The following is an 11,698-nucleotide window of genomic DNA, read 5'->3' as shown; positions in this document are numbered from 1 at the left end:
CGTCAGGCGCCGAAGCGCGTGCCGGCGGGCACTTTGGCGCCGCGCAGGAATCCCGCCGCGTCGCTCGCCTTGCCGCCGGCCTTCTGCACCTCGAGAAGCCGCACCGCCCCCTCGCCGGCCGCGACCAGCAGCGCGTCGTCAAGCGCCGTGCCCGGCTCGCCCCGGCCCTCCTCGGCCGCCGCGCGCAGGAGCTTCAGCCGCTCGCCGCCGAGCACCGTCCAGGCGCCGGGAAAGGGCGAGAAGGCGTTGATGCGCCGGGCGATCTCGGCGGCAGGCCGCGACCAGTCGACGACGGCCTCGCCCTTCTCGATCTTGGCGGCGTATTTCACCTCGCGGCCCGTCCGCGCGGCGATCGCGTCCTGCGTCTCGAAACGGAGCGAGCCGTCCTCGAGCCGGGCCATCGCCTCGACCATCAGCGTGGCAGAGGCCGCCGACAGGCGGTCGTGCACCTCGCGCGCCGTGTCGGTCGGGCTGATCGCGACCTCCTCTGTCAGCGCGACGGGGCCGGTGTCGAGGCCGGCCTCCATGCCCATCACCATCATGCCGGTCACCGTGTCGCCCGCCTCGATCGCCCGCTGGATGGGCGCGGCGCCCCGCCAGCGCGGCAGGAGCGAGCCGTGGCCGTTCAACGCCCCGAAGCGCGGCGCCTCGAGGATCGCCTTCGGCAGGAGAAGGCCGTAGGCGACGACCACGGCGACATCGGCCTGGAGCGCGGCAAAGGCCGCCTGCTCCTCGGCGCCCTTCAGCGAGACGGGGCTGCGGACGGAAAGACCCAGCCGGCGCGCTTCCTGCTCGACCGGCGAGGGCACCGTTTCGAGGCCGCGGCGACCGGCCGGGCGCGGCGGCTGAGTGTAGACGGCGGCGATCTCGTGACCCGCCTCGTGGAGCGCGCGCAGGGTCGGGACCGAGAAGTCCGGCGTTCCCATGAAGACGAGGCGAAGGGTCATCGGCGGCTCACGCGCCGCCGCGCTTCGACGCCTTGGAGAACTTGCGGATCACCATGTCGCGCTTCAGCTTCGAGATGTAGTCGATGAAGAGCACGCCGTTGAGATGGTCGATCTCGTGCTGGAGGCAGGTGGCTAGGAGCCCGTCCGCCTCAATCTCGTGCGTCTTCCCGTCGAGGCCGAGATAGCGCACCGTGACCTTGGCCGGCCGCTCGACCTCGGCATAGTAGTCGGGAATCGAGAGGCACCCCTCCTCGTAGACCGAGCGCTCGTCGGAGGAGGCGAGGATTTCCGGGTTCAGGAAGACCTGCGGCGCCTTTTCCGGATCGTCTTCCTTCGACAGGTCGATCGTGACGATGCGCAGCGGCTCGCCGACCTGGATGGCGGCGAGACCGATGCCGGGCGCATCGTACATCGTCTCCAGCATGTCGTCGGTGAAACGCTTGAGGGCATCGTCGACGCGGGAGACCGGCTCGGACGCGCGGCGCAGGATCGGATCGGGCAGGATGACAAGGGGCTTGACGCTCATGGGCGTCAGGTAATCGCAAGCCGCCAAGCGGTCAACCGCGCCCGCATGTTCCCGTTTTGATCTGGCCCGCCCGCGCAGAATCGGCTAGCCTCGGAACAATGGAATTCTCCGCCCTCGCCGCCTTTCTCGACCGCCCGCTGGCCGCCCCGTTCGGCATCGCGCTCTCATGGGGCGAGGCGCTGCTCCTCCTCGGCATCCTGGCGCTCCTCGTCCGGATGGTCTGGCGTCGCCCGAGCCGTGAGGGCGAGACCGCGCAGGACATCCTGCAGGCGCAGGCGGAACTGGCCGGACGCGTCCAGTCGATGGGCGAGATGCTCGGCGCGCGCCAGGCCGACCTCGCCCGCGCCGTGTCGGAGCGCCTCGACGGCATGGGCCAGCGTGTCGGCCATTCCCTGACCGAGGCGCAGGCGCGCACCGGCGAGACGCTGTCGCGGCTCGCCGAGCGGCTGGCGGTGATCGACCGGGCGCAGGGGCAGATCCAGGGGCTCGCCGGCGAGGTCGTGCGGCTGCAGGATATCCTCGCCAACAAGCAGGCGCGCGGCGCCTTCGGGCAGGCGCGGATGGAGGCGATCGTCATGGACGCCCTGCCGCCCGGCGCCTACTCGTTCCAGGCGACGCTCTCCAACGGCAAGCGGCCGGACTGCCTGATCCCGATGCCGAACGGCGCGCCGGCGCTGGTAGTGGACGCCAAGTTCCCGCTCGAGGCCTGGACCGCGTTTCGCGAGGCGCCGAGCGACGAGGCGCGGGATGTCGCCGCCGCGCGCCTTCGCCGTGACATGGAGGTGCACGTGCGCGCCGTGTCGGAGAAGTACCTCCTGCCCGGCGAGACGCAGGACACCGCCTTCATCTTCGTGCCGTCGGAGTCGGTCTTTGCCGAGATCAACGAGCATTTCGGCGACATCATCCAGCGGGCGCACCGCGCGCGCGTGGTGATCGTCTCGCCCTCGCTCCTGATGCTGTCGATCGAGGTGGTGAAGGCGCTCCTGAAGGACCAGCGCATGCGGCGCGAGGCGGGGCTCATCCAGCGCGAAGTGGTCCTTCTGTCGGAAGACCTGCAGCGGCTCGACGCGCGGGTCGCGGCGTTGAAGACCCATCTCGGCCAGACGGCGCGCGACGTCGATCAGATCCTGATCTCCACCGAGAAGCTGATCCGGCGGGGCGAGAAGATCGCGGGGGCCGAACTCGGACAGGACGAGGCACCGGGACACCTGCCGCAGGCTTAAGTCCGACAGGGCCCGACCACCGCCGAACCATTCCGATTCGTCCGGTTTTCCACACGTTCCGGAAACCAGACGGAAATTCAGCTGATCCAAAGCTTGACAAATGTTTAATGCACGGGATCGAATCCGGTTGTGCTGCGTTTCTTCTGCGAGTGATGAAACGGGGGCAACGGCAATGCGCGGCGTGACAACGGCGGTTCTGGCAGGTCTGCTTCTGTGCGCGGCACCCGTGGCCGTGACCGCCCCGGCCGCGGCCGCGACCGGCGCCGAAGCCGACCTCGCGACGCTCTACAACCAGCACACGGACCTTGCCTTCCGCACCGGCCTGCAGCACCGCCTGACCTGGACCGGCGACTATGCCGGCCCGTTCGACGGCCGCGTCGGCCCGCAGACGCTGCGCGCCGTGCGCGATTTCCAGGCCCGCCACGGTCTGGCTGCCGACGGCGTCATGGACGACGCCTTCCTAAAGCTCGTGATCGAGAAGAGCGACGCGGCGCGCGACGCCGCCGGTTTCGTGCAGGTGACCGACGCGGCGACGGGGGTGCGCCTCGGCCTGCCCGGCAACGTCGTCGCCCCGGTCGGCGAGACCGAGGTCGGCAGCCTCTGGCGCTCGGACGACGGCGGCGTCGAGATCGAGACCGTGCGCTTCTCCAAGGAGGGCTACACGCTCGATGGCGTGTTCGGCGTCCTGTCCGAGACCGGCCCGAACAAGACCGTGAGCGAGGCTTCGAAAGCCAACGGCGGCTTCACCATCCGCGGTCACGAGGACGGCCGCGACTTCCTGATCCGCTTTTCCGGCCGCGGCGGCGATCTGCGCGGCTTCTCGGTCGCCTGGAACGCGGCGCACGCCTCGGTGATCGCCCCTTACGCCCAGGTCGCGGCCGAGTCCGTCGAGCCCTTCGCGGGCGAGCCGCGCTCAGGCGACGTCGGCCCAATGGCCCGCCTCTTCGAGAGCGGGCGGGCCGAGGGCGTCGCGTTCGGCGAGGGCGAGCACGCCAAGGCTTCGACGCCGAAGTCCGAATCGCCGTCGCTCGCCAGCCCGTCGCCGGGCTTCGATTCCTCCGGCACCGGTTTCGTCGTCTCGAAGGACGGCTGGCTCCTGACCAATGCTCACGTCGCCAAGGCCTGCAAGACCGTGCTCGTCGGCGATCTCGGCGCGGCGTCCAAGGTGGTGGTCGACGAGGACCATGACCTCGCGCTCCTGAAGGTCGACGCCAAGGTCGGGAAGCCGCTCCCGATCGTCGCCGGCAAGCCGCGTCTCGGCGAGGACGTCCTGGCGCTCGGCTTCCCGCTGCGCTCGATCCTCGCCGACAGCCTGAACGTGACACGCGGCAACGTCTCGTCGCTGATGGGCCTGATGAACGACGCGAACTACCTGCAGATTTCGGCCCCCGTGCAGCCCGGCAATTCCGGCGGCCCGCTGGTCGATCTCGCCGGCCGGGTCGTCGGCGTCGTCACCGCCAAGCTCAACGCCGTCGCGGTGGCCGATCTCACGGGCGACATTCCGCAGTCGATCAACTTCGCGATCCGCCCGGATGCCGCCGCCCGATTCCTTCAGACCCATCACGTCGCCTTCGAGACGGCCGACGCCTCGGCCCCGCTCGAAAGCGTGCCGGATGCGACCGCCAAGGTGCAGGACTCGATCTATCCGGTGCTCTGCCTCGGCTCGAACTGAGGTTTGCAAATCTTCGAAAAGGCCGGACGCCCCGACGGGCGCCCGGCCTTTTTCATGTCCTCAGTTGGCAGCGATGGCGTCCGCCAGCGGCGTGACCACGACCGACGTGCCGTCGAAGGCCGCGCCCTGCATCGGCACCTCCACCGTCTCGCCGCCGTCGCGCTCCACGATGAGGAGGCCGGCATCGGCGGTGTCGCTCGCCGTGCGGACCTCCCGCAGCGTGCCGACGGCCTTGCGGTCCGAACTCATCACCGGCTTGCCGATCCACTCGGCGGTCTCGAGGTCGCCGACACCCGAATCCTGCGTTTCGGATTCCTGCGTCACCGAGGGGACAGGCGGCTGCGGGGCGCCGGGGTCCTGCGCATGGACCGGCAGAACGGCGAAGGCGAGAAGGGCGGCCAGCGCGGCGGGGCGGAGCGGCGGCGTCATGGGCGAAATCTCCTGAAGAACGGAGCCTTGCGGGATCGTGGCTCCGGAACGAACCGGACGCGGCATGCACCGTCACAGTTCCCGCTTCACAGCCCCGTGAAACCGTCGGGCGAACTCGCCGACTGTCATCCCGCTGTGATCTTGGCTGCTTAGGGCGACCTGGAACCATTCCAAGGGAAAGGGACCGCTCCGATGAACGAGCACGTCACGCCGCGCCACGCCGTGTTTCCGACCAGCCGCCTCGAGGAGGCCGAGGGCGAAGGTCTGAACCCGACCGCGAACCGCACCATGGGCGAAATCATCGCCGCGCGCTTCTCCCGCCGCGACTTCCTGCGCGGCTCGCTCGCGACCGCCGCGATCGCCGCGACGGTCAGCCCGATGGCGCTGATCTCGGCCGAGCATGCCCGCGCGGCCTCGACGACGCGCTTCGACTTTCCGGAAGTCGAGGCCGGCATCGACGAGCACCACCATGTGGCAGAGGGCTACGACGCCGACATCCTCCTGCGCTGGGGCGACGCCCTGTTCCCCGACAGCCCGGCCTTCGACCCGAACCGCCAGACGCCGGAAGCCCAGGCCCGCCAGTTCGGCTACAACAACGACTATGTCGGCTTCATCCCGATCGACGGCTCGTCCGACCACGGCTATCTCGTGGTCAACCACGAGTACACCAACGAGCACCTGATGTTCCCCGGGATCGTGCAGGTCGTCGAGAAGGCCGACAAGAAGGACCCGGCCAAGATGGTCAAGGAGCTGGAGATCGCTCCAGCCGACAAGACCCGCGTCGACATCGAGATGGCCGCCCACGGCGGCACCGTGGTCGAGATCCGGAAGGAGAACGGCAAGTGGCAGGTGGTGCGCGACGGCGCGAAGAACCGCCGCATCACCGCGATGACCGAGATGGCGTTGTCGGGTCCCGCCGCGGGCCATGACCGCCTGAAGACCAACGCCGACGCCACCGGCACCCGCGTCTTCGGCACGATCAACAACTGCGCCGGCGGCGTCACGCCCTGGGGCACCTACATCATGGCCGAGGAGAACATCCACGGGTACTTCACGGGCACGCTGCCCGAGGGCCACCCGGAGGCTGGCAACTACAAGCGCCTCGGCGTTCCGGAGGGCACCTATGCCTGGGGCCGCTTCCACGACCGCTTCGACCTGTCGAAGGAGCCGAACGAGCCGAACCGCTTTGGCTGGGTCGTCGAGGTCGACGTCGAGGACCCCACGTCGATGCCGAAGAAGCGCACCGCGCTCGGCCGCTTCAAGCACGAAGGCGCCGCCTCGACGGTGGCCAAGGACGGCCGCGTCGTCTTCTATCTCGGCGACGACGAGCGCTTCGACTACGTCTACAAGTTCGTCACCGCGGGCCGATACAACCCGGACGACCGGGCTGCCAACATGGACCTCCTCGACGAGGGCACGCTCTACGTCGCCAAGTTCGGCGAGGACGGTGGCATGACCTGGCTGCCGCTGGTTCACGGCCAAGGCCCGCTGACCGAGGCCAACGGCTTCCGGTCCCAGGCCGACGTCCTGATCGAGACGCGCCGCGCCGCCGACCTTCTCGAGGCGACGCCGATGGACCGGCCGGAGGACATCGAGCCGAACGGCGCGAACGGCCGCGTCTACGTGATGCTGACGAACAACACGCGCCGCAAGGCCGACCAAGTCGATGCCGCCAACCCGCGCGCGGCCAACGCCTTCGGCCATATCATCGAGATCCACGAGGACGGCGACGACTTCACGGCCGAGACAGGCCGCTGGGAGGTGCTGCTCAAATGCGGCGATCCGTCGGTGGCCGAGGTCGGCGCGACCTTCTCGACGGAAACCACCAGGAACGGCTGGTTCGGCATGCCCGACAACTGCGCGGTGGACGCCGAAGGGCGCCTCTGGGTGTCGACCGACGGCAATTCGCCGAAGGCAACCGGGCGCACCGACGGCCTCTGGGCGGTGGAGACCGAGGGCGACGGCCGCGGCACCTCGAAGCTCTTCTTCCGCGTGCCGGTCGGCGCCGAGATGTGCGGCCCCCTCCTCCTGCCCGACATGCAGACGGCCTTCGTCGCGGTGCAGCACCCGGCCGACGGCGGCGAGGATTGGGAGGGCTTCGGCCGCCTGTCCTACTACGAGGACCTGTCGACCCGCTGGCCGGACTTCGACGACGCCATGCCGACGCGCCCCTCCGTCGTCGCGATCACCCGCCAGGGCGGCGGGCGCATCGGCTGACCATCGCGAACGGATGATGATCGGCGGCGGCTTCGGGGCGACCCGAGGCCGCCGCCGTCGTATTCGGTCCCCGGTCAGGGAACCACGAGCCGCGCCAGAAGTCCGCGGTGGTTCGAACCGAAGGCGCTCGGCAGCGCTTCCAGCGACGTCACGACGGCGCCGCGGGTGAGGACGTGGTCGATGGGCAGGCCGAAGCGCCCGGCGCCGGCCGGCCAGGTCGGCACGTAAACACCGGAAAAGCGCATCTCGGCACGCGTCGCGAGGTCCACGAGATCGGGCGACCAGGGCACGGCGTTGAAGTCGCCGGCGAGGATCACCGCCCCGCGCATCGCCCGCAGCCGGTTGCCGAGCACGAGGCGCTCGATCGCCGGCAGCTCGTCGAAATAGGGCTTCGTCAGGTGCGCGCCGACGAGCGTCACGCGGCGGCCATCGAGGTCGAACGCGAACTCCGCGTAGCGCTTGGCCGGCACCGCGCCGAGCCAGGTCTGCCGCGCCGAGACCGGTGGACGCCGCGACAGGAGGAGTGTGTCGCAGGGCTCGGGCGCCGTGCAGCCGAGACGGTAGGGATAGGCCGCCTGAAGGCGGGGAAGCTCGGCCTCGAACTGCGCCGCCTCGAAGATCAGGATGGCGTCGGCCCCGGAGGCGAGAAGGAACGGGATCGCCGAGACGCCCTCCCGGTTGGTGGACAGCGCATTGAAGCTGATCAGCGTGAACGGCGCCCCGGTGACGGGCTCCGCAGCCCGGTCGGCCGACCCGCTCTCGAAGCGCCAAAAGGCCAGCGCCAGGATGGCGAGGGCGAGGAGCGCCGTCCCGCCGGCCCGCCACGGGCGCCGGAGGAGGGCGAGGCCAATGGCGGGCAGGAGGAGGGCGAGGCCGAGGATCGGCAGGACCTGGCCGATCATCGACACGAGGGGTGTTCGCGGCAGAAGGAGGCCGATCCCGACCAGCAGGACGACCCCGGCCGCCACGGCTGTCAGCGCACCGACCCATTCATCGCGTCGAAGCATCCGGCACATCCGATCCCGTGGGTGGAAGCGAACCGGCCCGGCCGCCCCACAACCGGCGTTTTCGCACTTGCGAAACATCCTGTGCAAGATAGCATCCGGCGCGATTCAGACCGGGGCGGCCCGGCCCATCGAAGGATCCCGCGCATGAGCGTACTCGTCACCGGCGGCGCCGGCTATATCGGCAGCCACATGGTCTGGGATCTCGTGGATGCGGGCGAGCGCGTGGTTGTGCTCGACCGCCTGTCGACCGGCTTCGAATGGGCCGTGGCGCCGGAGGCCGAACTCGTCGTCGGCGATATCGCCGACATGGCGCTGGTCGAGCGGCTGATCGCCGAGAAGGATATCCGGGAGATCATCCATTTCGCCGGCTCGATCGTGGTGCCGGAATCAGTGGCCGATCCGCTCGGCTACTACCTGAACAACACGGTCGCCTCGCGCGCGCTGATCGAAGCGGCGGTGAAGGGCGGCGTGAAGCACTTCATCTTTTCGTCCACCGCGGCGGTCTACGGCTCGCCGAAGACGATGCCGGTGCCCGAGACGCAGCCGCCGGCGCCGGAATCTCCCTACGGCACGTCGAAGTGGATGACGGAGCTGATGCTGCGCGACACGGCGGCGGCTCACCCGATCACCTTCGCGGCGCTGCGCTACTTCAACGTGGCGGGCGCCGATCCCAAAGGCCGCGCCGGGCAGTCCACCAAGGGCGCGACCCACCTCATCAAGGTCGCCAGCGAGACCGCGCTCGGCAAACGCCCCTTCCTTCACGTGTTCGGCAACGACTACGACACGCCGGACGGCACCTGCGTGCGCGACTACATCCACGTATCGGACCTCGCCAGCGCCCACCGCCGGGCGCTCGACTACCTGCGGGGCGGCGGTGCCTCGATCATCGCCAACTGCGGCTACGGTCACGGCTATTCGGTGCTGGAGGTGCTCGACACCGTGAGGCAGGTGGTGGGACGCGACTTCGACGTGCGGATGGCCGAGCGGCGTCCGGGCGACGCCAGCGCCATCGTTGCCGATGCCACGATCGCGCGGCAGGCCTTCGGCTGGGAACCGCGATACGACGATCTGTCGCTCATCGTGCGCCACGCGCTGGATTGGGAAGAGGCGCTCGGGCGCCGCAACGCGCTCTGACCCCGGACGCAGGCTGAAAGGTTAGCCGGCGCGCGTCCATCAGGGCGTGTCGCGCTCCGGTGGAACGGTCTGCACCGGCACGCCCGCCATGGCGGCGATGTCGGCAAGGGTCGACGCCTTCGGCTTGTCCTCGGGCGGCTTCGGCGGGCTCGGGAAGCGGAGCGACAGGTTCCATCGCTCGACCTCGCCGCGCTCGCGCGACAGGACCACCCGCGTGCCGTGGGCGGTCTCCTCGAACGGATCGAGCGCAGCGATCCGCTGCCTCAAGCCGGCCGCACCCTCCCAGTTCCAGCGCTCGAAGAACCCCGACACGAGGCTCGCGATCTCGCTCGCAGCCTCCGCGCGGCGCGCCTCATCGTAGAGGTTCAGCTTGATGCGCACCTCGAGCAGCGTCTCGCGGCCGCGCAGGACCGCGAACGCCTCCGCCTGCTTCCGGCCGCCGAAGACCTTCGACGCCACGCATTCGTCGAGGTCGCCGAGGGGGCTCGGGCCCCAGGGCCCTGCGTCCCATCCGGCCGTCCCGAACACCGCGCAGACGTCGGCGGGCGGCTGCGGCACGAGGCGGATGAAGCGGAAGGCGCTGGTCTTCAGGTCGAGGTCGCGGGTGCCGGCGAAGCGTTCGACCACGAGGGGCTTCGGTCGAGGGCCGGGCTGGGCCACCACCGATCGCCCGTCCTCCACCCGCGGCGCCCGCACCGCAACGGCCGCACGGTCGTCGTCCGGCCGCACGGCCAGAAGTGCGGCATAGAGAGCGCCACCGGCCAGAAGCACGAGCGCGACGACGCGCACGGCGCTGGGGAGCGCCCCGCCATCGGTGCCGCCCGCAGGCCGCACCGGCGGACCCGCAGCGGCCTCGGATGGTACATCCCAGCGCGAGACCGGCCGTGGAAGCACCGCTTCCCCTTCGGCTTCCGCTTCCGCTTCGGCTTCGGCTTCGGCTTCGGCTTCGGGGGGTGCCCCCGCGCCTGCCGGCTTGTCCAGAATTTCGGCGCCCATCGGAGACGCCGGTGCGATGAGAGGAATGGCCGAGATCAACCCGGCGGCGGCCGCGACTTCGGGAGCCGCGGGCGGCCCATAGAGCGGAGCGGTTACGCCGGTTCCGTTCGCTCTGGCCGGATCGGACGAGGCCTCGGGATCGGCCGAGACCGCCCCGTTTTCGTCCCCGACGGTCTCCGGCGAAGACGCGGCGTCATCACGCTCCTCCCCGACCATGCCCACGGCGGGTCCGTCGCCGGACGGCCGGGTCGGATCGTGAAGGCCGTGCGTCATGCGTCTTGCCGCTCCGCAGGTCGAAGGGGATCAAGGGTTCTTGATAGCTCTATCCTTCAAACGAGGCGAGAGTCGGTCGATCCGTCACGCGTCGCGCGGCGCGTCCTCGTCCGGCGGAACGAGGCCGGCGGCGATGGGCTCGACCTGGATGAAGCCGAGATCGAGATCGACCTCCGGCACGGCCGCCTCGGTGAAGGGGATCATCACGCTCTTGCCCGCGTCCGGCGCGATCTCAAGGATGTCGCCGGCGCCGAAATCATGGAAGGCGACGACTTCGCCGATCACCGTCCCATCGACGAGGCGGGCGACGAGGCCGACGAGATCGGCCTGGTAGAATTCGTCCTCGCCCTCCTCGGGCAATGCCGCGCGGTCGACGAAGAGTTCGGTCCCGTTGAGGAGTTCGGCAGCGTTCCGATCGGTGACCTCCTTGAAGCGGACCACGACGACGTTCTTCTGGGCGCGAGCCGAGACGACCGTGTAGCGCCGCCCCTTGACGTCGGTGAGCGGCCCGTATGCGCCAAGATCCTCGGGGTCCTCCGTGAAGGAGCGGACGCGCACCTCGCCCTTGATGCCGTGGGCGCCGCCGATCACGGCCAGAAGGATGGTGTCGCGATGGGCGTCGGTCACGCGCGGAATTCCCGTCAAAAGGTCGAAAGGCGGCAGGGGTTCGTTCCGGGCGTCAGTCGCCCGTTCCGCCCGCCTCGTCAAGTTTAGGATCGCTGCGGGCGGCGGCGGAAACGAAAGCGGCGTCCCGATCGAATCGGGACGCCGCGTCCGGTGTTTCACGTGAAACGTTAAGGAATGCCTTACTCGGCCGACGCCTCGGCGCCGCCGGCATCCGCCTCGGCCTTCTCGGCAGCAGCCTTCTCGGCGGCCTCGCGGGCGTCTTCCTCGCGCTGCTTGCGCTCGGCCTCGCGCTCCTGCGCCTTCTTGCCCGGCAGGGCCTTGGTCGGGTTGGCGCGGGTCGGACGGTTCACGATGCCGGCCTTGTCGAGGAAGCGCAGCACGCGGTCGGTCGGCTGGGCGCCTTCGCTCAGCCAGTGCTTGATCCGGTCCTCCTTGAGGGTGACGCGCTCGGCGTCCTTCGGGAGCATCGGGTTCCACGAGCCGACGGTCTCGACGAAGCGGCCGTCGCGCGGCGAACGGGCGTCGGCGACGACGACGTGGTAGTACGGGCGCTTCTTGGAGCCGGCACGGGCAAGGCGCATCTTCAGGGGCATGAGGGTCTTCCTTCTGCTTCTTCTGTCTCGCAGCGCCTTCTTGGGATGCGCCGT

Annotated in this window: 11 protein-coding genes; 4 read left to right on the top strand and 7 right to left on the bottom strand. The window is 69.8% G+C overall.

Annotated features, from left to right (window positions below):
• Positions 1–2: 2 nt before the first annotated feature.
• Both fmt and def read right to left on the bottom strand, forming a co-directional pair.
• A complete protein-coding gene (gene fmt, locus ACLNGM_RS04750; protein ID WP_416357412.1) occupies positions 3–947 on the bottom strand; it encodes a methionyl-tRNA formyltransferase in 945 nt (314 codons plus the stop codon).
• A 7-nt stretch (positions 948–954) separates the two neighbouring features.
• Positions 955–1,473, bottom strand: coding sequence for a peptide deformylase (gene def, locus ACLNGM_RS04745; protein WP_416357411.1), 519 nt, complete (start codon positions 1,471–1,473; stop codon positions 955–957).
• A 98-nt stretch (positions 1,474–1,571) separates the two neighbouring features.
• On the opposite strand from def, the gene ACLNGM_RS04740 reads away from it, so the two are divergent.
• On the top strand, positions 1,572–2,696 hold the full coding sequence (locus ACLNGM_RS04740; protein ID WP_416357410.1) for a DNA recombination protein RmuC: 1,125 nt from the start codon (positions 1,572–1,574) through the stop codon (positions 2,694–2,696).
• A 172-nt stretch (positions 2,697–2,868) separates the two neighbouring features.
• Positions 2,869–4,368, top strand: coding sequence for a trypsin-like peptidase domain-containing protein (locus ACLNGM_RS04735; protein ID WP_416357409.1), 1,500 nt, complete (start codon positions 2,869–2,871; stop codon positions 4,366–4,368).
• Between the two features lie 60 nt (positions 4,369–4,428).
• Here the strand turns inward: ACLNGM_RS04735 and ACLNGM_RS04730 are convergent, their stop codons facing one another.
• Positions 4,429–4,797: a hypothetical protein gene (locus ACLNGM_RS04730; protein ID WP_416357408.1), complete on the bottom strand. Its 369-nt coding sequence runs from the start codon at positions 4,795–4,797 to the stop codon at positions 4,429–4,431.
• A 192-nt stretch (positions 4,798–4,989) separates the two neighbouring features.
• On the opposite strand from ACLNGM_RS04730, the gene ACLNGM_RS04725 reads away from it, so the two are divergent.
• Positions 4,990–7,014: a PhoX family protein gene (locus ACLNGM_RS04725; RefSeq protein ID WP_416357407.1), complete on the top strand. Its 2,025-nt coding sequence runs from the start codon at positions 4,990–4,992 to the stop codon at positions 7,012–7,014.
• A 74-nt stretch (positions 7,015–7,088) separates the two neighbouring features.
• On the opposite strand, the gene ACLNGM_RS04720 is transcribed toward ACLNGM_RS04725, so the two are convergent.
• Complete coding sequence (locus ACLNGM_RS04720; RefSeq protein WP_416357406.1) at positions 7,089–8,021, bottom strand: endonuclease/exonuclease/phosphatase family protein; 933 nt, start codon at positions 8,019–8,021, stop codon at positions 7,089–7,091.
• Positions 8,022–8,165: 144 nt separating this feature from the next.
• On the opposite strand from ACLNGM_RS04720, the gene galE reads away from it, so the two are divergent.
• Entirely contained in the window at positions 8,166–9,155 is a 990-nt protein-coding gene (gene galE, locus ACLNGM_RS04715) for a UDP-glucose 4-epimerase GalE (RefSeq protein WP_416357405.1), read from the top strand.
• Between the two features lie 39 nt (positions 9,156–9,194).
• Here the strand turns inward: galE and ACLNGM_RS04710 are convergent, their stop codons facing one another.
• The 3 genes from ACLNGM_RS04710 to rpsP all read right to left on the bottom strand — a co-directional run bounded on the left by ACLNGM_RS04710 (position 9,195) and on the right by rpsP (position 11,644).
• The gene (locus ACLNGM_RS04710) at positions 9,195–10,424 is read right to left on the bottom strand and encodes a DUF6030 family protein (RefSeq protein WP_416357404.1); all 1,230 of its coding nucleotides are present in this window, start codon (positions 10,422–10,424) and stop codon (positions 9,195–9,197) included.
• An 84-nt stretch (positions 10,425–10,508) separates the two neighbouring features.
• The gene (gene rimM / locus ACLNGM_RS04705; RefSeq protein WP_416357403.1) at positions 10,509–11,051 is read right to left on the bottom strand and encodes a ribosome maturation factor RimM; all 543 of its coding nucleotides are present in this window, start codon (positions 11,049–11,051) and stop codon (positions 10,509–10,511) included.
• 179 nt (positions 11,052–11,230) lie between these two features.
• Positions 11,231–11,644: a 30S ribosomal protein S16 gene (gene rpsP, locus ACLNGM_RS04700; RefSeq protein ID WP_055891882.1), complete on the bottom strand. Its 414-nt coding sequence runs from the start codon at positions 11,642–11,644 to the stop codon at positions 11,231–11,233.
• Positions 11,645–11,698 lie beyond the last annotated feature (54 nt).

Origin of the sequence: Aureimonas phyllosphaerae (assembly GCF_047943035.1) — a bacterium.
Classification (GTDB): Bacteria; Pseudomonadota; Alphaproteobacteria; order Rhizobiales; family Rhizobiaceae; genus Aureimonas; species Aureimonas phyllosphaerae.
The sequence above is the reverse complement of the archived record's forward strand: the minus strand, read 5'-3'. Positions and strand labels throughout refer to the sequence as shown.

Excerpts from the sequence above, each read along its gene's own strand:
- fmt (WP_416357412.1), bottom strand. The coding sequence starts at position 947 with ATGACCCTTCGCCTCGTCTTCATGGGAACGCCGGACTTCTCGGTCCCG.
- def (WP_416357411.1), bottom strand. The coding sequence starts at position 1,473 with ATGAGCGTCAAGCCCCTTGTCATCCTGCCCGATCCGATCCTGCGCCGC.
- ACLNGM_RS04740 (WP_416357410.1), top strand. The coding sequence starts at position 1,572 with ATGGAATTCTCCGCCCTCGCCGCCTTTCTCGACCGCCCGCTGGCCGCC.
- ACLNGM_RS04735 (WP_416357409.1), top strand. The coding sequence starts at position 2,869 with ATGCGCGGCGTGACAACGGCGGTTCTGGCAGGTCTGCTTCTGTGCGCG.
- ACLNGM_RS04730 (WP_416357408.1), bottom strand. The coding sequence starts at position 4,797 with ATGACGCCGCCGCTCCGCCCCGCCGCGCTGGCCGCCCTTCTCGCCTTC.
- ACLNGM_RS04725 (WP_416357407.1), top strand. The coding sequence starts at position 4,990 with ATGAACGAGCACGTCACGCCGCGCCACGCCGTGTTTCCGACCAGCCGC.
- ACLNGM_RS04720 (WP_416357406.1), bottom strand. The coding sequence starts at position 8,021 with ATGCTTCGACGCGATGAATGGGTCGGTGCGCTGACAGCCGTGGCGGCC.
- galE (WP_416357405.1), top strand. The coding sequence starts at position 8,166 with ATGAGCGTACTCGTCACCGGCGGCGCCGGCTATATCGGCAGCCACATG.
- ACLNGM_RS04710 (WP_416357404.1), bottom strand. The coding sequence starts at position 10,424 with ATGACGCACGGCCTTCACGATCCGACCCGGCCGTCCGGCGACGGACCC.
- rpsP (WP_055891882.1), bottom strand. The coding sequence starts at position 11,644 with ATGCCCCTGAAGATGCGCCTTGCCCGTGCCGGCTCCAAGAAGCGCCCG.